The sequence below is a fragment of the Streptomyces sp. DvalAA-14 genome (genome assembly GCF_900091855.1).
GTDB lineage: Bacteria > Actinomycetota > Actinomycetes > Streptomycetales > Streptomycetaceae > Actinacidiphila.
Genome location: NZ_FMCH01000490.1, coordinates 19,415 through 43,747 on the forward strand (window position 1 = coordinate 19,415; position 24,333 = coordinate 43,747).

At 67.2% G+C, this 24,333-nt stretch carries 14 protein-coding genes and 2 pseudogenes; 12 read left to right on the forward strand and 4 right to left on the reverse strand.

The genetic code is table 11. The features are described 5' to 3' along the window. The first annotated feature begins 154 nt into the window (after positions 1-154). From GA0115240_RS26010 to GA0115240_RS26045, 8 genes and pseudogenes are all read left to right on the forward strand, one after another. Positions 155-1,123 (forward strand): ATP-binding protein, encoded by a 969-nt coding sequence (locus tag GA0115240_RS26010; RefSeq protein WP_093740230.1) that lies wholly within the window; start codon positions 155-157, stop codon positions 1,121-1,123. 141 nt (positions 1,124-1,264) lie between these two features. After that, positions 1,265-1,819, forward strand: coding sequence for a DUF6907 domain-containing protein (locus GA0115240_RS26015; RefSeq protein ID WP_093740232.1), 555 nt, complete (start codon positions 1,265-1,267; stop codon positions 1,817-1,819). A 288-nt stretch (positions 1,820-2,107) separates the two neighbouring features. Continuing rightward, positions 2,108-2,287, forward strand: coding sequence for an FxLD family lanthipeptide (locus GA0115240_RS26020; RefSeq protein ID WP_093740234.1), 180 nt, complete (start codon positions 2,108-2,110; stop codon positions 2,285-2,287). A gap of 84 nt (positions 2,288-2,371) precedes the next feature. After that, complete coding sequence (locus tag GA0115240_RS26025; RefSeq protein ID WP_237555212.1) at positions 2,372-5,443, forward strand: lantibiotic dehydratase; 3,072 nt, start codon at positions 2,372-2,374, stop codon at positions 5,441-5,443. After that, the gene (locus tag GA0115240_RS26030) at positions 5,440-6,714 is read left to right on the forward strand and encodes a lanthionine synthetase C family protein (RefSeq protein ID WP_093740236.1); all 1,275 of its coding nucleotides are present in this window, start codon (positions 5,440-5,442) and stop codon (positions 6,712-6,714) included. The genes GA0115240_RS26025 and GA0115240_RS26030 overlap by 4 nt, the downstream gene beginning before the upstream one ends. Before the next feature lie 22 nt (positions 6,715-6,736). Continuing rightward, entirely contained in the window at positions 6,737-8,818 is a 2,082-nt protein-coding gene (fxlM, locus tag GA0115240_RS26035) for a methyltransferase, FxLD system (RefSeq protein ID WP_093740238.1), read from the forward strand. 89 nt (positions 8,819-8,907) lie between these two features. After that, entirely contained in the window at positions 8,908-10,014 is a 1,107-nt protein-coding gene (locus tag GA0115240_RS26040; protein WP_237555213.1) for a hypothetical protein, read from the forward strand. A 163-nt stretch (positions 10,015-10,177) separates the two neighbouring features. Then, positions 10,178-10,429: pseudogene (locus GA0115240_RS26045) on the forward strand (integrase core domain-containing protein); the annotation flags it as partial. Positions 10,430-10,493: 64 nt separating this feature from the next. Here the strand turns inward: GA0115240_RS26045 and GA0115240_RS26050 are convergent. The 4 genes from GA0115240_RS26050 to GA0115240_RS35790 form a co-directional block, all read right to left on the reverse strand. Beyond that, positions 10,494-11,678, reverse strand: coding sequence for a hypothetical protein (locus GA0115240_RS26050; RefSeq protein ID WP_237555214.1), 1,185 nt, complete (start codon positions 11,676-11,678; stop codon positions 10,494-10,496). Positions 11,679-12,035: 357 nt separating this feature from the next. After that, on the reverse strand, positions 12,036-15,722 hold the full coding sequence (locus tag GA0115240_RS26055; protein ID WP_093740240.1) for an ATP-binding protein: 3,687 nt from the start codon (positions 15,720-15,722) through the stop codon (positions 12,036-12,038). An 89-nt stretch (positions 15,723-15,811) separates the two neighbouring features. After that, complete coding sequence (locus GA0115240_RS26060) at positions 15,812-17,284, reverse strand: UvrD-helicase domain-containing protein (protein WP_161302449.1); 1,473 nt, start codon at positions 17,282-17,284, stop codon at positions 15,812-15,814. After that, positions 17,277-19,319, reverse strand: coding sequence for an ATP-dependent nuclease (locus GA0115240_RS35790; protein WP_161302451.1), 2,043 nt, complete (start codon positions 19,317-19,319; stop codon positions 17,277-17,279). The genes GA0115240_RS26060 and GA0115240_RS35790 overlap by 8 nt, the downstream gene beginning before the upstream one ends. Positions 19,320-19,866: 547 nt before the next feature. Between GA0115240_RS35790 and GA0115240_RS26065 the strand changes: the two genes are divergently transcribed. From GA0115240_RS26065 to GA0115240_RS26080, 4 genes and pseudogenes are all read left to right on the forward strand, one after another. After that, positions 19,867-20,376 (forward strand): HAD domain-containing protein, encoded by a 510-nt coding sequence (locus GA0115240_RS26065; RefSeq protein ID WP_093740243.1) that lies wholly within the window; start codon positions 19,867-19,869, stop codon positions 20,374-20,376. 147 nt (positions 20,377-20,523) lie between these two features. Then, the gene (locus tag GA0115240_RS26070; protein WP_093740245.1) at positions 20,524-21,879 is read left to right on the forward strand and encodes a hypothetical protein; all 1,356 of its coding nucleotides are present in this window, start codon (positions 20,524-20,526) and stop codon (positions 21,877-21,879) included. Positions 21,880-22,746: 867 nt separating this feature from the next. Next, complete coding sequence (locus GA0115240_RS26075; protein ID WP_093740247.1) at positions 22,747-23,274, forward strand: GNAT family N-acetyltransferase; 528 nt, start codon at positions 22,747-22,749, stop codon at positions 23,272-23,274. 51 nt (positions 23,275-23,325) lie between these two features. After that, positions 23,326-24,308, forward strand: a pseudogene (locus tag GA0115240_RS26080) (IS5 family transposase). The last annotated feature ends 25 nt before the right edge of the window (positions 24,309-24,333 follow it).

A 24,333-nucleotide genomic window follows, 5' to 3' on the forward strand; every position in this document is an offset into this window, starting at 1 on the left:
CCTTGTGAACTCTGCCGTCGGGCCTCGGCGATCCGTTGACTTGCTGCACACCCGCCGGAGCAGCCGGCACGGGCTTGGCCCGCTGCCGGTCCGGTCACGTGCAACCACGTGGCCGGTACGGCTCTGGTATCCGTCATAGCAAGGAAGTGAAGCGATGGTTTCGGGAGCGGCGGATCTCCGCAGCCGACTGGACCTGGCGTGCGAGCCCGGCGCCGTTCGGCACGCCCGATCCCACACCCGCGACGTTCTCCGTGAATGGGGCGTGCCCACCGAGGTGTTGTACGACGCGCTCACCATCGTGGCGGAACTCGCGACCAACGCGGTCCGGCACGGCGGAACCGAGCCGGGACCGCGCGCCCTGGAAGGGGATGCGATGGTGCCGCCCGTCTGCGCTCTGGACCTGCGCACCCACAACGACCGCCTCTACGTGGCCATGTACGACGAGAGCCGGCGGGCCCCGGTCCTCCGACCGCCGTCCGACGACGCGGAGAACGGCCGAGGACTGTGGCTCGTCGCCGGCCTGAGCGACGGTGCGTGGGGCTTCGTCTACACCACGGACCGCCCCGGGAAGCTGGTTTGGGCGCGCCTGCCGTTGCCGGTGGCGGGCGAGCCACCCGAGCCATCGCCCGCCGACCGAACCGCCCCCGCCCAGGCCAGTGTCGGCCAACACCCGTCACCTGCTGTCGCGACAGCCGCCTCTCCACAGACGGCAAGCGACGACGTAGCCGCCTCAGAACGCATCCATACAGAGAATCCACCCGCCATGACTCCGTTGCTCGTCTGCGGCGAGACCGCGCGCCTCCCGGCGTCCCTGATCCAGCGGGCTTTCCGCCTCGCAGCACCGCACGGGACACCGGACGACGCCGACGTGGACCGGGACTTGCGGTGCCACCTCCAAGTACACGGTGCCGAAGACCACTTCGCACACGTACTGAATTTGCCCGGCGAGGCCACGGGCGCGCTATGGACCCGCTGGGCTGACGGCGACGCTCCCACCGCCCTGGACGTCCTTCGGGACTGCGCGTCAATCGACCCCGAAACACGTGAGCCCTGTTGTGAGTTCGCGGATCACCCTGGGGCGCACAGCTACCACCTCATGGCCGCCGCGATCAATCCGTCCTAAACCCAATCCCCCTCGTCCGCCGACCACACTCGACGCTGTCCACGGTCGATGACAGCTGACGTTGATCGCGCGTCCGATATTGCGATTCACAGCACCAATAAATCCTCTCCAACCCGCCATCTCAGAAAGGGGGCACACTTCATGACCATCGCCTCAATAGGTGCCAGGCCCGCCAGCGTCGCGGCGCCCGCCCAGGAACCACCGACCGAAGAAACCGCCTCCCGCAGCCGAACCTGGTCCATCGACACCACAGGCGGAATCACCCTCACCGGCTACCTTCCGCCCTGGGCCGAAGGGGATCCCAGCGAATCGGACCTCCCCCTGGAAAAGCTTTCCGTCGAACTGAGCGACTTGTCCCACTGGCAGCCCTTCGACGGACAGCCGATGCGCATCCACCACCCCGCCTACGCGGATGGTGACGGCAAGGCGGGCGAGAGCGAGGAGATCGTTTTCAACGGCAACATCACCTGCTACCCCTACAGCGAGAACCTGCGAGAACGGACTCCGTTCGCCAATATCCATGTCGTCGACGCCTTCTGGATGAACAACCTCGTCCCCGAAGAAATCGCCAGCCTCGCCGCCAAGCTCCGTGCCCAAGCCGATTACCTCGAAAAGAGCGTCGTCTCGGCCCTCGTAGCGGCCCGCAACGACTGGGACGCCCACCAGATCTCGTGCGCGAACCACATCCTCCAGTAACTCCCATGAAGAAGATCGCCAAGGCAGTGAGCTGGCCCGATCCTCAGCTGGCGAGCACCATTCTGCGTTTCCGGCCGTTCGGAAATCTGCCTCAAGCGGTAGGTCAGGGAACAGAGCAACGATTCCGGCCTCGGGGCAAGCGGCACGCACGCAACCGGGCTGTGGGGCGCTACGCCTGGGGCCGGCGATCAGGAAGCGCTTCTGCTGCGTGACCGTCTCAATCCGCCACGCAGCTAAGCACCTGTCGGCAGTACCACCTGTAATTCACATCCACGAAGAGGAGTTGGTATGAGTCCCACCATCACGCACACCACGAAGTCGAACCCGGCAAGCGCCGGCACCACCGCGCTGGATGGCTTCGACCTCGACGTGACCCTGGTCGAGGTCGGCGACATCGCCGGCCTGGTCAGCCTGACGGACGACGGCTGCGGCGAGACCTGCGGCGCCTGCACCACCAACGTGGCCTGACCGCAGGCGCACGGTATCCGGGCCGGTGTTTTCGTGACCCGAAGTGCGAAGGCACCGGCCGCCCGCCTGGACCAGGAGGTTGTGATGGCTTCGAGCAAGATGTTCCGTGCCGGTAGGACGGCGCTCGTCCGTGCGGTAGCTCGGCCGGAACTCCCTGTCCCCCCGGTCCCTGATCTCGACGACCCTTCCCCTCATGCCTCGGCCTTTCGACTCGCTTGGTTGCGGAAGGTCTGGTCCGAGGGGGACGTTGCCGAGGCGCTGGAGCACGCCAGTCCGGTACTCGCCTCCCAAGTGCGGGCGTTGTGCTCCTCCGGTGCTCCGGACGAGCGTGATGTGCGCCGCGCCACTGCCTCGGTGACCCGTTACGTATTGCGTGCCGAGCAGCGGGCGACTCCCTTCGGTCTGTTCGCCGGCGTTGCTCCGGCCACCTTCGGACCAGGGGCAGGCACGACATGGGGTTCGGACCCTACGGTCATCGCGCAGGCGAGCGCGGAGTGGCTGACGGCCGTTGTGGAACGGCTGGAGTCCTGCCCCGAGCTGCTGGAGCGCCTTCCGGTGATGCTCAACAACACCGCGCAGGTACGCGGCGGACAACTGGTCGTGCCGTACAACTCCGACACCCACAGCGACCGGCGCCGTGCGGTCGAGGCATCCATGGCCCTGACCGAACCACTGCGGATGATCCTGGACGCAGCCCGGGAACCCATCTGTGTGGGCGTCCTCGCCGACAAGCTGGCCGCGGACTTCCCCGGGGCAGGTCCGGGAAGGGCGCAGCGGCTCGTGCGGGACTTGGTCCGCAACCACGTGTTGATCACCAGCCTGAACGCACCGAGCACCGAGACCGACGCTCTGGACTACCTGCTGGAACAACTCGACGCTGTGGACGCCGATACGGTCGCTCCGGTCGCCGACACGGTCCGCGAATTGCGGGCCGTACGAACCGACCTGCGGGGCTGTGGCTCCCCCGTCGGCCGGGCTCGCGCCGCCTCGCGGATGCGGGCTGTGGTCCCAGGGCTGCGCCGCCATCCCCTCGCCCTCGACTTGCGCCTGGACGCCGAGATCAAGCTGCCGGAACAGGTCGCCCGCGAGGTCGAGCGCGCCGCCGACATCCTGACTCGGATCAGCGCCCTGCCGTACGGGACCGCGGCGTGGAAGGCGTACCAGCGCCGGTTCTACGAGAAGTACGGCATCGGCACGATGGTGCCGCTCGCCGAGATCGTCGCCGACAGCGGCACCGCCTTCCCCGACGGGTATCCGGGCGCCCCGGCTGACGGCCAGCGCTCCCGCATTTCGGTGCGGGACGACACTCTGGTCCGGCTGGCGCAGGCCGCTGTCCTCGACGGCCGCAACGAAGTGGTCCTCACCGACGAACTGATCGCCGCGATGAACCTGGGGCCGGAACGCCCCAGGGTGCCACCGCACCTGGAGTTCAGCGTTCGGGTACATGCTGCCAGCGCCGAAGAACTGCAACGCGGTCAGTTCCGGCTGGAAGTGGCAAGCGTCTCCCGGGGCGTCGGTATCACCACCGGCCGGTTCCTCAGCGTCCTGGCCCCCGAGGACCGCGAACGGCTGACAGCAGAACTGACCGACCTGCCGGCCGCCGACGCCGGCACCATCGCCGCCCAGTTGTCCTTCCCGCCGCTGCATCCCACGAGCGCCCACGTCACACGCGCTCCGCAGGTGCTGCCCACCGTGATCAGCGTCCAGGAGCACCGCGCCACGAACGGCGACGTGCTCACCCCGGCCGACTTGGCGGTGGCCTGCGACGGCCGACGGATGTACCTGGCCGCGCCCGCACGCGGGCAGCGGATCGAGGCCGTGGGCATGCACGCGCTGAACCTCAAAGAGCACACGCCGCCGCTGGTCCGGTTCCTCACCGAACTGTCCCGCGCCCAGTGCGCGCAGGTCACCCTGTTCGACTGGGGCGCCGCGAACGCGATGCCGTTCCTACCGCGGCTGCGCTACGGCGGTACCGTGCTCGCCCCGGCCCGGTGGCGGCTGGAAGCCGCCGAGCTGCCCGGCCGCGACCACCCGCAAGCCCACTGGGAAGACGCCCTTAAGGACTGGCGGAACCGGCGGCGGATGCCACAACGGGTCCACCTGGCCGAAGGCGATCAACGCCTCCTCCTCGACCTCAACCACGCCACGCACCGGACCCTGCTGCGCCAGCACCTGAACCGCGCGCCCTTGGCGGTCCTCGTGGAAGCCGCAGACGCCGACGCGTACGGCTGGTGTGACGGCCGCGCGCACGAGGTCGTCATCCCGCTCAAGGCGACCCGGCCCCCGGCCTGGCCCACGCTGCCGACCCCCACTCCAGACCGGACCTTCTCCCCGGCGCAGATCCAGACCCCGGGGCTCTCTTCGCTGCTGCTGGCAACGCTCTACGGCGACCGGCGCCGACAGGACGTCCTCCTCGCCGCGTACATCCCTGACCTGCTGGACCGGCTCGGCAGCCGGCCCTGGTGGTTCATCCGCTTCCGCGACCCCGAGCACCACCTGCGGCTGCGGATCGCCCTGCCCGATCCCGACGCCTTCGCCGAAACCGCCCGTACAGTCGGCACCTGGGCCAATGAGCTGCGCGCGACCGGACTGCTGTCGGACCTGCGCTTCCCCACCTCCTACCGCGAGATGGGCCGTTGGGGCTCCGGCCAGGCCTGGGACGCCGCCGAGGAAGTGTTCCGTGCCGACTCGGGGGCGGTCGTCACCCAACTCGCCCAGCGCCAACGTCCGCCCCAGCGCGCACTGGTGGCCGCGCACACCATCGCCATCGCCACCGCGTTCCTCGGTAGCACCGAGGCCGCGATGCGCTGGCTGATCACCCACATCGCCTCCACCGCGCCCGCCCCGGTGCCACGTCGGCAGTTCAGTGAGGCCGTACGGCTGGCCGACCCGTCCAACGACTGGGCGGCGCTGCGCGACGTACCCGGTGGCCAGGCCATCGTGGAGGCGTGGGCCGACCGGGACACGGCACTCGCCGCCTACCGCCCCCACCTTCCCGGCCCGGACACCCAGGGCATCCGCGTGGACGACGTCCTGTCCTCGCTGCTGCACGTCCACTTCGTGAGGCACGTCGCGGTCGACTTCCCCGAGGAAGAGGTCTGCCTCTACCTCACCCGCGCTGCCGCCCTGGCCTGGATGTCCCGGAGGTCACAGTGACTGATCCCCACGCGCTGAAGGTGGCGGACGCCGTCGCCGACCTCTTGGCCGACCCCAAAACTGCTCCGACCAGCCCGCGCGTCACAACCACCGACCGGCAGCAACTCGCCTACGGGCCGCTGGGGATCGCGCTGCTGCACATCGAACGCGCAGCAGCCGGTCTGGGCCCGTGGCATCGCGCCCACGCCTGGCTCGCCGCCGCCACCCGGGAGCCGTTCACCAGCGGCCCCGACAGCCACCCCTTCTACGGCGCCCCGGCCCTCGCCCAAGCCGTGGCCTGCGCAGCCGAGCACCAGCCCGGTCCCTACCAGCGCGCCCTTCTCAACCTCGACGCGCAGATCAACCGCGATGTCCATCGGCGCGTCGACGCCGCGCACCGCCGCATCGACGCCGGCGCCCTGCCTGAGCTGGCCGAGTTCGACCTAATCAGAGGACTTACCGGCTACGGCGCCTACCTGCTGCACCGCGACCCCCTCAACCCCACCCTGAGCGAAGTCCTCCACTATTGCGTCCACCTCACCGAACCGGTCAGCCACAACGGCGAGACTCTGCCCGGCTGGTGGACGACCTCCGGTCCCTCCGGCCGCCCGGACGAACGGTTCCCCGGTGGGCACGCCAACGGCGGCATGGCGCACGGCATCGGCGGAGTGCTCGCGCTGCTGGCCCTCACTGCCCGGTACGGCACCACCATCGGCGGCCACCGCGAAGCGATCCGAACGATCCTGGCCTGGCTCGACCGCTGGCAAGAGGACACCAGCAACGGCGTCGCTTGGCCGTACTGGGTCACCCGCGCCCAACTCCGCGAAGCGCGTCTCGCCCCATCCGCACCGCACCGCCCCTCCTGGTGCTATGGCACCGCCGGCCTCGCCCGCGCCCAGCAACTCGCAGCCATCGCCGTCGGCGACACCCGTCGTCAAGCCGAGGCGGAAAACGCGCTCGTGGCCGCCCTCACCGACCCCGCGCAGCTCAAGGCCACCACGGACAACGGCCTGTGCCACGGTTTCGCGGGGCTCGCCCACCTCGCGGCCCGCACCGCCACCGACGCGCACCCTTCGACCGCCGGGCAGCTCCGCGCTGCGATCCCGGGCCTCCTTCGCGCTGTCTGCCCGCCGCACACCGACCCCTCCACGGTGGCCGCGGCGTTGATACAGGGCGAGCAAGCCGGGCCCGGGTTCCTCGACGGCGCCGCTGGCATCGCCCTCGGGCTACTTTTCCCCGCGACCGCCACCCCGCCCAATTCCACCTGGGACTCCTGCCTGCTCCTCGCCTGACCCCGCCGATCGAAGGACCCCCATGGACCCTGACCACTGGCACCAGCACAACGTCATCTTCACCGACCGCGAGAGCGGCAAGCGCGCCATCACCGAACGCCTCGGCCCCTCCCTGCTCGCAGCAGAAGAGACCGGGCAGCTCGACGGCTGGTGGTTCATGAACAAGCAGCCCTGGCCGCTGCGGTATCGCGCCGCGCGGCCGTCGCCGCTGGTCCAGTCGGTCCTGAGCGAACTCGTCGACGATGGCACAGTGAAGTCCTGGCTGCCTGGCATCTACGAGCCGGAATCCACCGCCTTCGGCGGCGCCCTCGCAATGGACGCCACCCACGACCTGTTTCACGAGGACAGCCGGCACCTGCTCACCTACCATCCCGGCCAGGGACACTTGGGGCGCCGAGAGACCGCCGTCCTCCTGATCAGCGCCATGCTGCGTGCCGCCAACCAGGACTGGTTCGAGCAGGGCGACGTCTGGGCGAAGGCCGCCGAACTCCGACCGGCCACCGAATCCCTCACCCCAGAACGAGCCGCCGTCCTGATACCGGCGATGCGAACCCTGATGACCGTCGACGCCCACAGCCTGTGCCACCAGGACCGCCCGCTCGACGGACACGCCGAGTGGGTGGCCGCCTTCGAGCGGGCCGGGACGACGTTGGCCAACCTCGCTACTGGGGGCGGGCTCTCGCGTGGTCTGCGCGCGATCATCGCCCACCACGTGATCTTCCACGCCAACCGCGCCGGTCTCCTCCCGGAGGACCAAAGCGCCCTGTTGACCATCGCACGAGAGGCAGTCATGGGATCGAGTGACAACCCCGCGTCGTCCGCCGAGGACAGGCCGGAAACCACTAGCTTCGGGGCGGTGACCACCGACACCATCGCCCCCAACGGGGCCGAGGCCGCACGACTCCGCGACAGCCTCGTCGACCAGATCCGCGAGTACGGATACGCCCGCCTGCCCGCCGTCGAAGCAGCGCTGCGTGCCGTCCCCCGCCACCTGTTCGTGCCCGATGCGCCGCTCGAAGACGCGTACGCCAACGCCACAGTCGCCATCAAGCAGGACACCGACGGCACCGTGATCTCCTGCGCCTCCCAGCCCAGCGTCGTCGCCGCCATGCTGGACCAGTTGGAGGCCCAGCCCGGCAACCGGATCCTCGAACTCGGCGCTGGCACCGGATACAACGCCGCACTGCTTGCGCATCTCGTCGGCGACGCCGGCTACATCACCACCATCGACGTCGATGAAGACCTTGTGGAAGGCGCCCGCGCGCACCTTGCCGCCGCTGGCTTCACCAACGTCGACGTGCTGACTCGCGACGGGGCACTCGGCCACGCCGAGGGCGGCCCCTATGACCGGATCATCGCCACCGTCGGCGCCCACGGCGTCCCCCACACCTGGCTCGACCAACTCGCCCCCGGCGGACGGCTCGTCGTTCCCCAGCGGCTCAAGGGCAGCGTGTCCCGCTCCATCGCCTACGAACAACACGACGGCCGCTGGACCAGCGTCAGCAGCAAGATGAACACCTTCATGCCCCTGCGGCGTGGCATCGCCGACGACGACCGTCGTGTCATTCCCCTCAGCATCGACGGCACCGTACGACTCCAGGCTCCCGCCGGCCAGTCCATCGATGCCGACGCCCTGGCCGGAGTCCTAGACCAGCCGCGCACCGAGGAATGGACCGGCATGACGGTCCAGGCCATGGAAAATCCGGAGTGGATGGAGCTGTTCGTCGCCTGCTACCTGCCCAGCGGCCTGATCCGGATGCCGTTCCCGGCCGGCGCCAAGGGCGCGCTGCTCACCGACGATCCCTACCCCTCGTCCACGGCGGCGGTCGACAAGGGCGCCCTCACGTACCTCGCCCGCCGCGTGTCGGAGCAGACGACCCCCGAGGGCGACAAGCTCTGGGAGTTCGGCGTCATCGGCCACGGCCCCAGCAGCAACGAACTAACCGCGAGGGTCGCCGACGCGATCCGCACCTGGGACCGCGACTTCCGCGCACGCGAAGCGTCCTTCGAGATCCAGCGTCTCGACGCCCCTGCGATCGAGCAGCGGCCCGGCCTCTTCGCCGTCGGCACCCCACTGAACCGCATCATCATCGACTGGCAGTAGGGCTAACCGACCGGTTGGAGGTGGAGCCCGCGGGCGCAGCCGACGGGCTCCACCGGTCCCCACCCGCATCGTCACCCCAAGGGGGGCACATGGACCCGCACGGCCCGATAGCCCGTCGTTTCCCGCTCGTCGCCCGGTTCCGTCCCGCCTGCCTGCCGCTGCCCGACCGCGTGGGAGCCCTGGCCGACTTGGCCAACCGGGCCGCGGAGCAGAACGATCAGGGCTTGGCCTCCACCGTCTTCAACCAGGCCGCCCTCCTCGCCTCCGACGTCGGCCTTCCCAACCTCGCCCGATCGATGTGCCACCGCCACGCCCAGGCGTACCTGACCGCAGGCCCGCTGCCCGCCATGAGCGCCATCCGCGGCCTCGAACCCCTGGTCAACCTCGCCCGCTTACAGATCCGCGCCGGCCACCCCGACGACGCCCGCCGACGCCTCCTCGACCTCTACGAAGCCGTCGCCACCGGCAGCCCCGCCACCTTCGAGGGCGTCACCGTCCCAGCCGACCTCACCCGCACCGACGAAGACCGCCACGAAGTCCACGCCTGGCTCTGGCGCGTCCTCCTAGCCGACGGCGCCCGCACCCTCACCACCACCGGCCGCTGGACCGAAGCCCTGGCGCACATCGAGCAACACCACGGCATCGGCACCCGCATGCTCGACGGCCGCCAAGTCGCCATCGTCGCAGCCCTCACCGAAGGCGATACCGACCGTGCCGCCGAGCTGCTCGCCACCACAGCACCGGGCGAACCGTGGGAGCAGCTCGTCACAGCCTGCCTGAGAGTGCTTTGCAGCCGAGACGCCGACCAGCCAGTCGACCGCCAAGTCGCGGACCTCGTCAACGCCTACCTCAGCCACGAAGCAAGGCCGGGCCTCACCGTCTTCGACATCCGTCTCGGCCTCACCGTCCTGGATTCGGTTGGGGCTCAAGCGCCTCTGGATGCGCGCCACCTCGTCGAGAACATCGTCCACCGAACCGCAAATGCCCGTGACGGATACGCGGCCCACGACCTCCTAGCGCATCCGCTGGCCGCCATGCTCATTACCGACCGGCAGGCCCAGGACTGTCGTCAACTGGTCGAAGGCTGCGCCCTAGAATTCAGCACCCTTCCCAATGACCTCAACGCCGACCTTTCATCCGTGCTCGACACCGCCGAGGCTGCGCTCACGCGGTTTTTCTCTTCATCGAAGTCGTGAGTGCTGTGTTTCCGTCCAGCGCGGTCGCTGCCGGATCAGGAATGGCCGGCGAGTGTATGACCTGGTCGACCTAGGCGGGACGGCGGCACTGACCGTGAGTCAGCCGCTGATGGTGGTGTCGGGGCAGGCTACGGCTCCCGACGCAGATCGCCCCGCCGGGCGCATGGCCGGCTTGATGGGGAGGGTCGGGGCGCCAGCCGACAACGCGGCCATGGAGTCCTTCTTCGGTCTGCCGCGGAAGAACGTCCTCGACCGCCGGCAGTGGACCACCCGCCAGGAGCTACGGATCGCGATCGTGACCTGGATCGAGAGAACCTACCACCGCCGCCGCTGACAAGCCTCCCTCGGCTCCGGCCTCCTCACCCCCATCGAATACGAAACCGTCATGACCACACCGGCCCTCCAGGCCGCGTGACCAAACCCGTCACCCAAACCTGCACCAGACCCCCCTGCGTCTTCGGCCAGATTCGCGGGCGCAGTCAGCCTGCGCTGCTCTGATGACGTCGGGGAAAGGCCTCGCCGACCGGCCAGAGTTCGGGTAGACCGAGGACAGCATGGACGGAGCAAGCCGCCGGCTGGCGTTCGACTTGGACGTCCACCAGCTGTGCGGTTGCCCAGCTAGAGAGGACTGGGGCGGGAAGCGAGCTGGGGTCGGGGCTTTGCCAGAGGACGGGTGTGTTCTTCGCCCAGGTCCAGGGCGCCGGGTTGTGGACAGTGAGCACGCCGCTGACCCTGCCGTGGCCATTGCCGCGGGTTGCAGTCCAGTAGCCGTCGGGTTTGCGGCCGAAGGTCGGTGTGCCAGCGTGGGCATACTCGGCTGAGGTCCCGTAAAGCGCCGTCTCGGTGTCCTCGTCTCCAGGGAAGAAGGCCGCATGGCCAACAGCCACGATGAATGGCAGCGCCAGATCGCCGTACTTCCCGCCTTTCCTCTTGACCGCGTCAAGCACCCGATCCGGCTGGTCGTCGAGCCCATCCGACATGGGATGGATGCCGATCGTCCTGCTCGTTGGGTCACCCCGCGCGCCTGGGTCGCGGGGGAAAGCCTGGAACGTGACGCTCCAGTCGGCGTCCTGCCAAGTGTGCTTGTGCAGTGGCATCTTGCGCTGGCGCTCAGCGGTGATCTGGTCGGGGTCCAGGCTTGCGAGCCACCGCGTCAACCCGGCCTTGAGTCGCTTCTGCGACGGCGTCGCCGACCCGGCCCTGTCAAGCTCGTAGGACACGATGAAGTTGGGGCTCGGCACGCGATCGATGGCATCAACCAACTGAGGCGGGAGCGGGTTGGACGCGGAGTCGCTCAGTCGCTGGGCCGTCCAGATCGCCTCGATGACAAACTGCTCGCTGTCGCGGGTGACCAGGAAATCAGGGTTCTTTCCACGGGTGCCTATGGTGGGCTCGATCTCTACGGTACATCCGGAACCGAGCAGCATCTCGTGTAGGTACAACTCCCACAGCGCGGAGAAGACGTTCGTGTCGGAGTTTCGGTCCAACAGCCGGCTGCGCACACTGGGCTGAGCATGGTCCGGGAGGTGTGACCACCACTCGTTGATCATATCCCGAACCTGGTCCCAAAAAGGACCAGCGATCCTCCCGAAGAACTCGGCGTGCGTCTCCATCGCTCGTTTCGGCGACGCATCTGTACGATCAGAGCCCGTGTATACGATCATGAACGACGATTGTAGACCGTTCCGCCGACAACTCGCATAGATTTTCCCTGCGGCGTAGCAGGCCACATGGAGTCGGGGGGCATAGTTGGTTCGTCGACCAGATGGCCTGGAAGGCTACCGGTCCGAACTCTGCAGGCCCGGCCTACGGCATCGGCCGGGCAGCCGCCGCTTAAAAGCCAGCCCAACGTGATCTCCAGCAGTGTCTTCCCGGGGACGGGCAAGACCCGCCTTTCAGCGGCGCTGAGATTTCACTTTCGCTCAATCCATGAGCCAGTGCCACAGGTGATGGCTCGGCGTTCCGCAGTTCTAGCACGACGGATAAGCGATGCCCGAGCGTTCCGAGGAAAGAGTCAAGGGCTACTTCTTGCGTCGGGCCTTCTTGCGACCCTTCTGCCGACGAGAAGCGCGAGGCCATGAGAGGGCCGGGGACATATTTTCCGTCCAGGGGACGATGGCGGCCGCGATCTGACCCTGGGCGCAGCCCATTCGGAACGCCTCCGCAGCAGCCTGCGGCACGGCTAGAAGCTGTCGGCTAATAGATACATCGGCGAGGTTGAAAGCGAAGCCGTACATTACCCATACGGTGCCCCGGACCCGCGCGGCCTCGCGCCACGCACGACTCAGCAGCACGCTGGCACGGGCCAGCACAACTCCCTGACTGTCTTCGAGGACCAAAGTTGACCCGTCGGGACGCAGTCTCAGCTCCGTGGCGACGGGGACAACAGGGTGCGATTCTCGCAGAAGGTGGAACCCGCGTCCACACAACTTGTGTAGGTGCGCTTCGATTATCTCGTCCTCGGGAGAGTGGACGAGAAGCATCGTCTCTGGTTCGAGGAGCACGATCGCCCGCGGTCCCATGAGGGCGGGGATCTTATGGGCGAGGAAGTCGAGATTGCTGGTCATCCCGCCCGCGAAAGCAGAGTCGGTAGATAGCGCAAGATGCGCCAGCGCCCGTTCGTCGCGAACTGCTTCCTGCAGATCGACTGCCATGCTGGCAGGCAGCGCGTCAATCGCTGCCTGCCCTTGTGCTTGGCTCGCTTCATGCCCCTTCCGAGTGAGTTGGGCACCGATACGTACGGGGAGACCGAGGAGGATGACATCCCAGGCGGACTGCTGCTCGGGATTGGCCGAGAGCTCTTGGCCCTCCAATTTCTCCATCAAGTGGAGGAAATCGTTCACCCCCTCTGCAGCAAGGGAATCGTTTTGGAGCGCCCGCGCAGCGCTGTGGACCGCGTGCAGCAGCGTGAACCGAGTCCTCTCGAAGTCGTCATCGGCGAGCTGGTCCAGATACGGGCTAACGTCGTCGATCATGCGGTGCAGCAGTTGGGCTGCCGCCGCGTTGTCAACGAGCACCCACTGCATGGCACACGCAAGTCCGACGTTGTGCACCAGATGGTTGACCGAGAACCGGTATAGGCTCTGCGGTCCCAAGTAGTCCCGGAACAAGGTGTACTGCGAGTTGGCCTCAGTCCACTTGTCCTGGACGGCCAGTGCCTCGATCAAAAATCGTCGTGCGTCAGCCGCTGTGTCCGACCATAGATGATCTTCCAGGTGAGTGAGCGTATCGGTGGCGACCTGCTCAGCCTCGGGGGCCTGGCCCTCCGCGAGAAGTTTACCGACCTCATGGGTCTGGTAGCGCGTGCGCAGATACGGGCTGAGCGGCAGACGGCTTGCCAGGGCTCGAAACTGGTCCAGCAGGTTGTCGACTCCCCCATGCCCTGGGGAGCGGCTGGAACGGACCTGGAGGATCAGCACACTATCGGTGACGTGCCGCGCCGCACCTCCTGGATCCTCGCCTGCGTAGCTCTCCAGGAAGGCCAGGACCGGGGTCAAGTGGCGAACGATGTGGTCACACACTTCTGCGGGAGCCGTGGCATTGATCAGGGAGGCAAGTTGAATTCTGCACTGAGCCGTAATCAAGGGGTTGGCGGACGGAGATTCGACCTGCCAGCGGAGTTCCCGCTCCAGCAGTTCACGAGCTATGCCGTGCTGGCCGTGCCGGCTGTGGAAGCCGGCGAGGTTGCCCAGCAAGGCAGCGGTAGCGGTGCTGATGAGTTCCAGTTCCTGAACGTGTTCCGCCAGGGCCGAAGCGTGCTGGGACAGCTCCCAGGCCCACTCGCTCAGGCCGTGGTCTAGCGCGTGGAGCAGCCAGCTGTTGGTGTGAGCGCCAGCGCACACGAGCGCCTGGTCCGGGGCGGAGCGTTGGGCGAACATGCGGCGCAGAATCAGCTGCAGAACTGAATTAATAGACAGGCTGTCCCTGATGCCGGGGATCCGCGCCAACCCGTCGTCGGTAGGCAGCGGTAGTGGGGCGTCTAGTCGAACGAATGAGATGTCGAACAGCTCCCGCAACATCTCCCGCAGCGGGCTCGAAGTTTCATCGAGAGCCAGGACACCCCCCCTTGGCGGGATGTGCTCGACGGGGATGAAGACGCAGGCAGCGGAAAGGTGAAGAGGTATCCGCTGGGGCGCGAGATAGCACATGACTCGCAGCAGGGCCACAGATCCCCCTGCTACCTCGGGGTGGCCCTCCGCACGGGTGTACAGCCGATCCAGGCTCAGCCGGACCGCACCCACCAGCGTCTTGGGATACCCGGGCGGCAGCGAACGGTCGTCATCCAGTGCAGCCGACAGGAGCCGGGATCGGTAAGCATCCAGGTGAGCTGGATTGATACCGCAGGTCAACAGATAGCCGGCCGCCAGCTCGATCGCCAGCGGCCAGCGGCCCAGTGCTTCCGACAAGTCGCTCAAAGCGTCCAGATGCGTCTGCACTGTCTGCCCGTCAAGCTCCAACCTGAGCTTCAGTAGTTCCAGCGCCTGCTCCCGCGGCAGCGGCTCCACCTCAACACGCCTGTGGACCTTGCGCCAGGACCTCGCGAGGGAGGTCACCAGCACATGGCCCCGCCCCTGCCGAGGCAGCCAGGCATCCGCCTGTGCCGGGCTCGCATCGTCAAACACCAGCAACCACGGCCCCGGCAAGCCCTGAAGCTGCGCGTGAACGCGCTCACGCACAAGGGTCGGGTCTGTCAGTGCATCGTCACCGCCGCCGAGGTGCGCCAGTAGCCGCTGGAACGAGCCCGCCAGCGACTCGGGTGTGGAAGCGTCCAGCCAGAAGACCAAGTCGTAGCGGTAGGCATGCTGGGCGACATACGACGCAGCCAGGCTGGACTTCCCGATCCCCGATAGGCCGCTGACCACGCACACAGGCACTGCGGGCGTCGTCCCGCTGAAAGCCGCCGCCACCTGCTCCACCAAATCAGGCCGTTCGATCTCGGGCACGGGGGGAAACGGCCCCACGACGACGCCGAAGTCCTGACGGCCCAGCGCCGTGCACAGCACATCTTCGTCAACCAGAAGGCAATGGTTGAAGTCCGTCAGCGACCAGGAAGCGGCCCCCGGATCAGCGGCTCGGCGAAGCACCTCGGCCACCAGGAACCCAAGCACCAAACCGCCCGAGCGCCAGGAGAGCCCACGCCCGGTACGCCCCCGCAAAAGGCGCAGCCGAAGGTTCAGCTCCTCGCGCAGTTGGGCGTCGTCGCGACCGTCGAAGTCGATCCGCGTCCGGGCCAGCCTCACCCACTGGTCCGGGGACAGGGCCCTGATCCGCGAAAGCGTCGCTGGAGCCTTTGCGAACAACTCCTCCAGTTCGCCTCGCATCACCTGCGGTTGCCCCCCGAACTCGGACAAGACAGCCGCCAGGCGCTCGCACCGCACGTCCGGGACGGCATTGGTCACCAGTTCGTAGCGTCGCGACGAGAACTTGGAGACTAGGTCCAGCAGGACCTCCAGCGCTCGGGGAGCGCGCATCTCCCGGCCCGCAGCAGCACTCTTGACCTGAACCGCCACCACCGAGACGCCCTCGGCATCCACCAGGTCGAAGTCGACTGCGTCGACGTTGTCCAGCGCGATGGCTGCTTGCACCGGGCCCTCAATCCGGCAGGCCACCACCGATCCCTCACCCGAGGAGGCGAGCAGCGCTTCCAGCGTCCGCAGGTATTGGTATTGAAAACCCCGGGCAGCGATCCGCCCGCCGTCGGCACCCATGGGCGCCCCCTTTCGCACAGACCCATCAATGTAGATGCCAACACTGACAAGTCAGCCCAAGATCAGATATGACGTACCGCATGCCGATCTCACACAGCAAGCGATCGGCAGCGAGCGCGGGTGAGTGCCACGTAGAGCTTGCGGTGATCCTCGTTGTCCCGGTCCAGCCCGCTGTACAGGGCACGCGTATCGCTGGCCTCGAGTCGCACGGCGACGGAGTCCCACTCTCGCCCTTTTGCCTGATGAGTGGTCAGGCCGAGTACGAGATCATCGAAGGGGTGGAGGAGGCGGGTGCGCAACTGCTGCAGACGTTGGATGTGTTGTGGGTGCCTGCCAGGGATCGTGACTGACGACTCGGTGGCAATGGCGGCCGTGAGGACCGCGAGAGCGCCAGCCAGGTCCTCTTCGTCGGCGAGTTGCGCAAGGATCGCGTCTAAGCGGGGTTCCAGTCGAGCGCGGGCGTCCTCGTCCAACCGCAGGGTGGCGGCAGCATCGGCCGCATAGGTGGCGTGCTCACCGAAAGCACTGCGGGTGAGCTGGTTGAGCAGCAGCGTGGAGGCCGCTTCTTGCGTGTTGCCGGTGGCGGAGCGAAACGCGAGGGGTAGTACGCGGGGGTGCGTATTCCACAGGGGTTTCCATTCGCGGGCCAAAACGACGTCGACGCCGTCCAGCGCGGCGCTGGGTACAGTAGTGGATTCGCTTCGCCGCAGGGCCGCGGCAAGGAGTCTTTGGCCAGGAGTACGCCAGCGGAAGGACTCCGTCAGCTGGAGAGTGACCATCCCGGCGCGGTCAATAAGCACGGGTACGAGGTCGGGGCGGGCACCTCGGAAGCCGTATAGGGCCTGCCAGGGGTCACCGACGACGGTGACATGCAGCCCGGCTTGGGCAGCGAGTTCGACTACGGCCAGGTCGAGGCTGTTGGCGTCAAAGATTTCGTCGACGATCAGAACGCGCGTCGTGGTGGCGAAGTAGTCGATCAGACAGTCGGATATCTCCGAGTCGGCCAGAGCCTGTTCGAGGATCGCGCGAACGTTGTCGTGGGTGCATCGACCATCATTCACGGCAGCGTCGAAGTCGGGCTGGGCAAGGTGGTTGCCCTTGGTGTGACGGTAGGTGTGAGCAGTAACGATCTGGCGGTCTTTGAGCTCGACGACAGGTTCCCGGGCCGTATAACGGGTCGCGTAGTGGGCCTTCCACGTATCCAGGACCTCAAGGTCGGTGTGGCCGCCTGGCCATTGGAGGGCCTTGGTGTGAAGGAGATGGGCCAACAGGTCGTAGATGACTGTGTCGAGGGTAACGATGCGGTGTGGTGGGTTGATCGCGGCACGGCCCCAGGTCGCACGCACGCGTGCGCGTAGTTCCGCAGTTGCGGAGCGAGTGAAGCTGACGGCGACCACCGCGCGCGGGTCGCTGGCCAGAGCAAAGCGCTGCGCGCCGAAGCGGTACGCGGAAACCGTGGTCTTTCCGGAACCGGGGGCGGCTTCGATGTAGAGGCGCGGGACGGCTGTCCCGGCGGCGATGAGCTGCTCGCGAGTCAGCCTGTCTAGGACAGCTTCAGCCACTGGGCTTGACCCCACCAGTGACGTCGGGTGCCGGACTGAACCAGGGGTCAACCGCAGGAGGGAAGGGGTCACCTGAGTCGTCAAGGGCATCCAGAAGGTCGCTGTCGTTCTCATCCGGCTGGATATCCGGCTCAATGGCGGCGGGTGGTGCCGGGTACAGGAAGCCGAACATCGCCTGCAGGTGCTCTGGGACCACCGGGTGGTTCAATGCTTCGTTGGCATCGGCGAGTTGCTGGGCGAGTGCGAGCGCGAACTCCGCCTTGCGTTTTGCCCCCGCGCCGGCGGCCGTGGCGGGTTTGCCGTCCCTGGCCTTGCGGGCGCTGCGAAACAGAGCGTGGACTGACTCGGGATTCAGTGGGTTGGGCACGGACAGGCGCAAGTCGTCCAGAGCGTGGGCGATTAGCTTCTCGTTGCCTTCGGTGACTGCGGGCTCGAGAGTGGGATGACTGATGAAAGCCTGGGCGACGTCGGGGTTGTGTTCGGTGATCCAGGTCGGATCGGTAGGGACAGTGCCGAAGTCCAGGTCACTGTCGCGGACGATCGCGATCTTGGTGCACAGTTCAGCATCCTTGGTCGCCAGCAGCCGCACCGCCCATGCCCCTACCTTGGTGCCCATGGGCACAATACTCAGGGCTTCGACGAAGGCTTGCTTGTCCGCGTCCTTGGCGGCCCAGGCGCGGCCGAACTCCCGCAGTACGGCTACCTCAGTGACGCCTTCGACCAATACCAGACGTTCAGCGAACAGTGCGGAGGAGCGGCTGGTGTCCAGATGGAGCCGCGTCATGCGCAGCGTCTCGTCGCGCTTTGCCATCGGCAGGGTGGCTATAGAACGGCAGACCCGGCGGCCGGCGGCAGTCCGGCGCAACACCACAATCTCCTCTGGACGGCAGGAGGTGATGACGTCGGTGGCGTGGCTGGACAGGACGATCTGCAGTTCCGGTCGCCGAGCGGTGACGCCGCGCAGATAGCGGACCAGGGCGTGCTGAAGCTGCGGGTGTAGGTGGGCCTCGGGCTCCTCAATGACCACCGTGGCGTGAAAGGGGTCTGGCGGGAAGAACGAGTCCTCCGCGGACTCGGCCTCGGCCTGCGCCTGCAGGAGCTGCTCGCGGGCCTGGCGGGCAGCCTCCTCTACGTCATCGGGGCCGGGCGCTGGCCCGGTACCGGGGTCGGGCATGCCTGTGGCGCGCTTAGCTGGGTCAGGGATTGCGGCCAGCGTGACGGCGATATGGAGGAGGTTGACGTATCCCAGGCCGGAGACCTCCAGTGGGCGCGCCTGGCCCCGGCCCTCGATTACAGCGAGCATCAGCTCCAGGACACGCGCCAGATAGGTGTCGTCGATGACCGGTCCTCGTACATAGGGCCACCGCGGACTCACGCCCGCCGACATCGCCGACAGATGCGCGCCGATACGCTCCTCAACGGCTTCGATGATGCCGTCCTTGGCCAGGCCCTCCAGCAGTTGCGAAGCCCGTGCCCGCAGCGATACCAAACTGCGGCGTCCATCCAGGCGCTCCTGCTGAGCGCGCAGCAACTCGATCAGGATGCGGACTTCGCGCCGGGCAAGCTCGTCTAGCGGATGACGCCAGGCAGGCAGATAGAGGAGCTTGAAGGGGTCGAGCGTGTCGAGTGGCCCCTGTCGCTGGCCCGCTTGCGCCTGGACACTGCCCAGGCTCCGGGTCAAGTTCGTGCTCCAGCGTTGCGCGACTGTGCCGGGCGGACTGTGATGGATGGCATGGAGCTGGTGTCCCAGAGCCCCTTCGGTGTGCGAGTCAGCGTCCAGGGTGTACTGGACCGAAATGCTGCGCTCGCCTCCGCCCAGCACGGCCGCACTCGGGCGCGGCAGGCTGGGGAACCGGCTGGGATGGGCAAGGTAGAGGGCATCGGTGACGGTGGTCTTCCCGACCCCATTCGCACCGATCAGGACGCTGAACCGGCCGGGAAGATCGCAGACAATCTCCGACTCGGCGCTCGCGCGCAGCCCTTTGACTTCCACCCGGCTCAGATGCACGCGCGCCGCCCCCACTCCGCAGTCCAACAGCCCTGTCCTATCATCACCCCGCACACGGACGCGGTGCATCTCCCAAGATCGCTCCGCTGAAGGCCATGCAATCGGTTCGTGTCACGAGCGAACTTGGCCAACGTCCGCCCAAGCCTGGTGACGACGGGACGACGTGCCAGAGGCCGTTGGGCAGGTCCACCTCCGAACCTGGCCTGGCTCCCTACATCGACCGTTCATGATCAAGCTATGGCCAACTAACCAGCGTCGAGGGCTGCAGTTTGGGTTGCATTCAGCCCCGGTCAGGGGTGTCCGGAAGGCCTGCTAGCTGGTGAGCCATCGCAGCTCAGAACGGTGACGAACCTGCTCGAACCCCGGACGATCAGTTGGAAGCATGTTGGGGGCAACCCCTCACGAATTCGAATCTCGTATCCTCCGCCAGTGCCTCACCGGGCACGACGTCGATGGCCCCGCTGCTCGCAGCGGGGCCACCGACGTTCGAGGTTGCAGCAGCGGCGCGGCCATGTCCGGGCGGGCGCCCGTCGGTCCACTTCCGGGGCGGCCTTTCTGCCCGTACGGTGCGGATGTGATCGTTTCCCCGCCGCGGCCCATCCTCTTCCTTGACGTGGACGGACCCCTCATCCCGTTCGGGGCGACGAAAGAGCAGTACCCGAATGGCTACCCCACCTTCTCGACGGTTGAGGTCGGAGCGAATCCGCTGCTGGCAAGGGTCGATCCCGCCCTCGGGTCCAAGTTGCTGGCTCTTCCGTGCGATCTGGTGTGGGCCACCACGTGGGAGTCCGAGGCCAACGAGTGCCTCGCGCCGCTCCTGGGTCTGCCGCAGCTCCCCGTAGTCACGTGGCCGGAGCCGTCCGAGGAGCCCGAACCGTGCGCCCTGCACTGGAAGACCCGTACTCTTCTCGGCTGGGCTGCCGGGCGCCCCTTCGCCTGGCTCGACGACGAGATCACCGACGCCGACCGCACCTGGGCCGAGGCCCACCACCCCTCCCGAACCTTCCTGCACCGCGTCGACCACCGCCACGGCCTCACCGCCCCGGATTTCGCTGCTCTTGAGAAGTGGCTGCGCGGCGCATAGCGGTGCTCACCGGATCGCCGCCGGCAGGGCCGCCAAGCTCTGGCCGAATCCCGGCCTGCGCCCCCTCGTGCGTACTTGCTTGCGCTCCCCCGCCCCGTCCTACCGTCCTCCGGCTCACACCACACGACTTCGACGGAAGGGCTGCTGGTGAACGAGGACGAATCCAAGGCCGTCACCGAGATCCTCCAAGAGCTGAGCACTACCTCCAACGTCCAGGTCCGCTCGTCCAACGAACTCGCCGCCCAGATCACCAAGGCAGCAGCGGAGGAGGATGAGAAGCGGATAGAGGACGGGCGAGGCCCGTTGCGCCGACGCACCGACTACCGAGCCGTCCGGACAGCACCGCGATCATTGACACTCACGCCTTGGCAGGTCATCCATGCCATTGGCCTCGGCGCTGCTGCAGCCCGCCAGGGCGCGGGGCGAGGACTCGCCGAGCACTGGGGCAGTCTGCGCTACAGCCAGGCACTGGAAGCCAATCGAGGCGGTTACCTGCAGTTATCGTCCGAGGGGCGTGATCTCCTGCGCTTCTACAAGGCCACACAGTCCGGAGAAATCGGCACCGGCTTCGCCTCGCTGCTGGCCGAGAACATCGTCAGGTCCCGATACCCCGACCACTCGGTCTCCGTGATCCCGGCGGACGTTGCCCTGAGGGCCGGCTGGACCCTGAGCGGCTCCGGTACCGGCGCTCGCCCAGAGCCATTACAGCGACGGCCCCACTTCTTCGTCGAAGCCTGGCAACCAGGGCAGCCGTCCAAGGTCCTGCTCCTTTCCTCGAAAGGCACCCACAGCAGCGTTCATCAGGTACAGAAGCAGCTCGGTACGGCCAGCGCCCACGTGGAGTCCGTGCACATCGGGCCCTACGGCACAGTCCCGTACCTGCTCATCGGCACCGAGATCCCCACAACGGAGAGCCTCGCCGTGCACGCCTTGGAGGCGCCAGGCACGACCGTTCTTCGCTCATCTGGAGAGACGTCGGGGGCAGACCTGAACCTCTTCCTGGAACAGGAGAATCGCGTGGCCGACGCTGTGCGGCCCACGGACCGCGGAGAGACAACAGTCCCCGGATTCCAGGTACCGCCCGACTCCTTCGCCTGGTTCAGCGTTGTGCTGGCACGGACGGAAGCAGCCGCGCTCACGGCCTTCACCGGCGGGGGCAAGCCCACCGCCCAGTACCTGACCAAGGAACAAGGGCGACGCCACTTCGAGCACGACGCCCACGGCAACACGGCAAGACTGCGGGATGCAGAGCACCGCATCCACGGCATCGACTTCGTCGGCACCGACCACATCTACCGCCTCAATGGCACCCGGGTAGAGGCTTTTTCCGGGCTCAGGAGGGATCTGTACACGCACCTCCACCATGGGCGTGTCAACGAATACCGACGCGAGGTACACGCCCTCCGCGGGCAGTGGCCGGATCGCAGCACATCGGAGCAGTGGAACGCAGTGTCCATCCGCGCCGACGGGACCGTGATGGCGATCCGTCTCCGGGACGAGTGACCCAGGGAGCAGAGGCAGCTGCTGACCGGTCCTGGTGCCGTCTACTCGGAGGCGCGCAAAGCTGAAGCGGCGCTGGTCAGAAGCAGCAGTGGCGACTGGGCAGCCTCGGCTGCGCGGTCGCGGTGGTCTCAATTTTGGTCTCGTTCGCCCCTGTCCGGCCCCGTCCGAAGCAGCCCCCAACAATCACTGCACTCCAGGTCAGAACGTCTCCGCCTCCTCTTGTACAGCATCGTGCGCAGTTGGAAAGCGTGTTGGGGGCAACCCCTCACGAGTTCGAATCTCGTATCCTCCGCACCCCGCCTGACCAGGCGAAACGAGGTGCCGAACCGCCCCTGCGGTTCGGCACCTCGTTGTGTTTGGGTTGCAGTTTGGGTTGCGTTTATATCGCAATAATTAGGACATTTTAAACCGCTTTCGGCGTCCAGTCTCGCCATCACACAAGCTGTGGCCGCAGGTTCGACCATTCGTCCAGTCGCGCAGCCTGCAGAGGATCCCGAAGGCGGCTGCGGTGTTGTTCGGCAGCTCGGATGAGATTCTTGGCGTGGCGCGAGCAGAGCAACTCGGCGCGGGAGCAAGAGTGGAGGTCGCAGCGGCGGGCGAGATCCGCCGCAGTGCCAGCGATCGCTTCCAGGCAGTCGCGGACCAGAGTGTCGGCCTCCGGGGGCACGGTCCGATCGGGCAGTGGGGCGTACCGGTCATAGAACGCCGCGATGAACTAGGTCCTGTCTGGAGTCCAGATCATGAATGCGGTGCGATGCTGCGAAGCCAGGTCGTGTGAGAGCGATCGGCGGGCGTAGCGCGCGGCCGCGCGAGGACCGTTGCGTAGGCTGGCCGTCTCATCCGACGCACCGCGACGAGGATCACCCCATGCACGGCAGCACCAGGATCCGCCTGATCGAGCCCACCGACGCGGCCCCGATCACAGCACATCGGGTGCGGGACGTCGAGGCCTTTCGGCCATGGGAACCGGTCCAGCCAGACGGCTTCTTCACCCCGGAGGGCCAGGCGGAGCGGATCGACAGGCTGCTGGCCGGATACCGGGCCGGCACGGTCTGGCCGGGCGTGGTACTTGCCGACGACCAGGTGATCGGTCAGGTCACTGTCGGAGGCATCCTGCCGCAGGCGCACCTGCGCCGCGGCTCCGTCGGATACTGGATCGCCAGTGTCGCCCAGAATCAAGGCCACGCCGGGCGCGCCGTCGGGCTCGTACTCCAAGTGATGGCCGACAAACTCGGGTTGCACCGCGCCGAGGCGTCCACCAATCTGGAGAATCTGCCGTCGCAGCGGGTTTTGCGCCGCAACGGGTTCAGCCCGTACGGCGTCGCGCACTCCTCGATCTTTCTCGACGGGCGCTGGCAGGACGGGCTGCTATGGGAGCGGCTCCTCGGTAACTAGGGTCGGTGGATCACCTGCGCGCGGACGCTCGGTTTTGATAAGCCGTCAGTCATGGCGCGAGGCGATCTCACCGACGAGCAATGGACTCTGATCGAGCCCCATCTTCCGATCGCCGCGGTCGGGCCTATCCCTGACCTGCGAAAACACTTCAACGCGGTGATGTGGCGCTTCCGCGTCGGCAGCCCCTGGCGTGACCTGCCTGCCGAGTTCGGGCCTTGGCAGAGCGCGTACGACCGGTTCCGAATCTGGGCGAAGCAGAGTGTCTTCCAGCAGCTGATGGAAGCGGTGATCGCCGAGGCCGCAGCCCGTGGCGAAACCGACCTGGGCCTGGTAAGCGTGGACTCGGCGACCGCGCGGGCCCACCACCACGCCGCCGGGATGGCCTTGGACTCTGAGCAGTTGGTAGCCCTGGAGGCTGCCATCGAGGCCGAAAAAGGGGCGACACGAGGGGACAACAGCCGCAAGACGTACAGGGCGAGGATGACTCGCGCGTCGAGCGGCGACGGGTCCGCCGACGGCATCGAGCCCGCTTGAAGGGCGCTGAGCTGGGGCGTTCCCGAGGCGGGCTGACCAGCAAGATTCATCTGGCGGCCGACCGACGCTGCCGCCCCCTGGCGTTCGTTCTCACGCCGGGACAGGCCGGGGACAGCCCGCAGTTCGTGCCGGTCCTGGAGCGGGTCAAGGTGCGGGGACCGGTCGGGCGCCCGCGGACCCGACCGGACGCGGTGGCCGCAGACAAGGCGTACTCGTCTCGGCGTAACCGTCGCTACCTGCGGCGACGCGGAGTCAAAGTGGTGATCCCGGAGAAGGCCGACCAAGCCGCGAACCGCAAGAAGCGCGGCGCTGCCGGTGGCCGGCCGGTATCGCACGACGCGGCACTGTACAGGGAGCGCAACACCGTGGAACGGTGCATCAACCGACTGCGGAACTGGCGCGGAATCGCGTTCCGCTTCGACAAGACCCCGGAGAGCTACGAGGCCGGACTGCATCTGTGCGGTGCGATGCTCTGGCTCCGCAGCATCGCACCGCGTTGATGATCTGGACTCCAGACAGGACCTA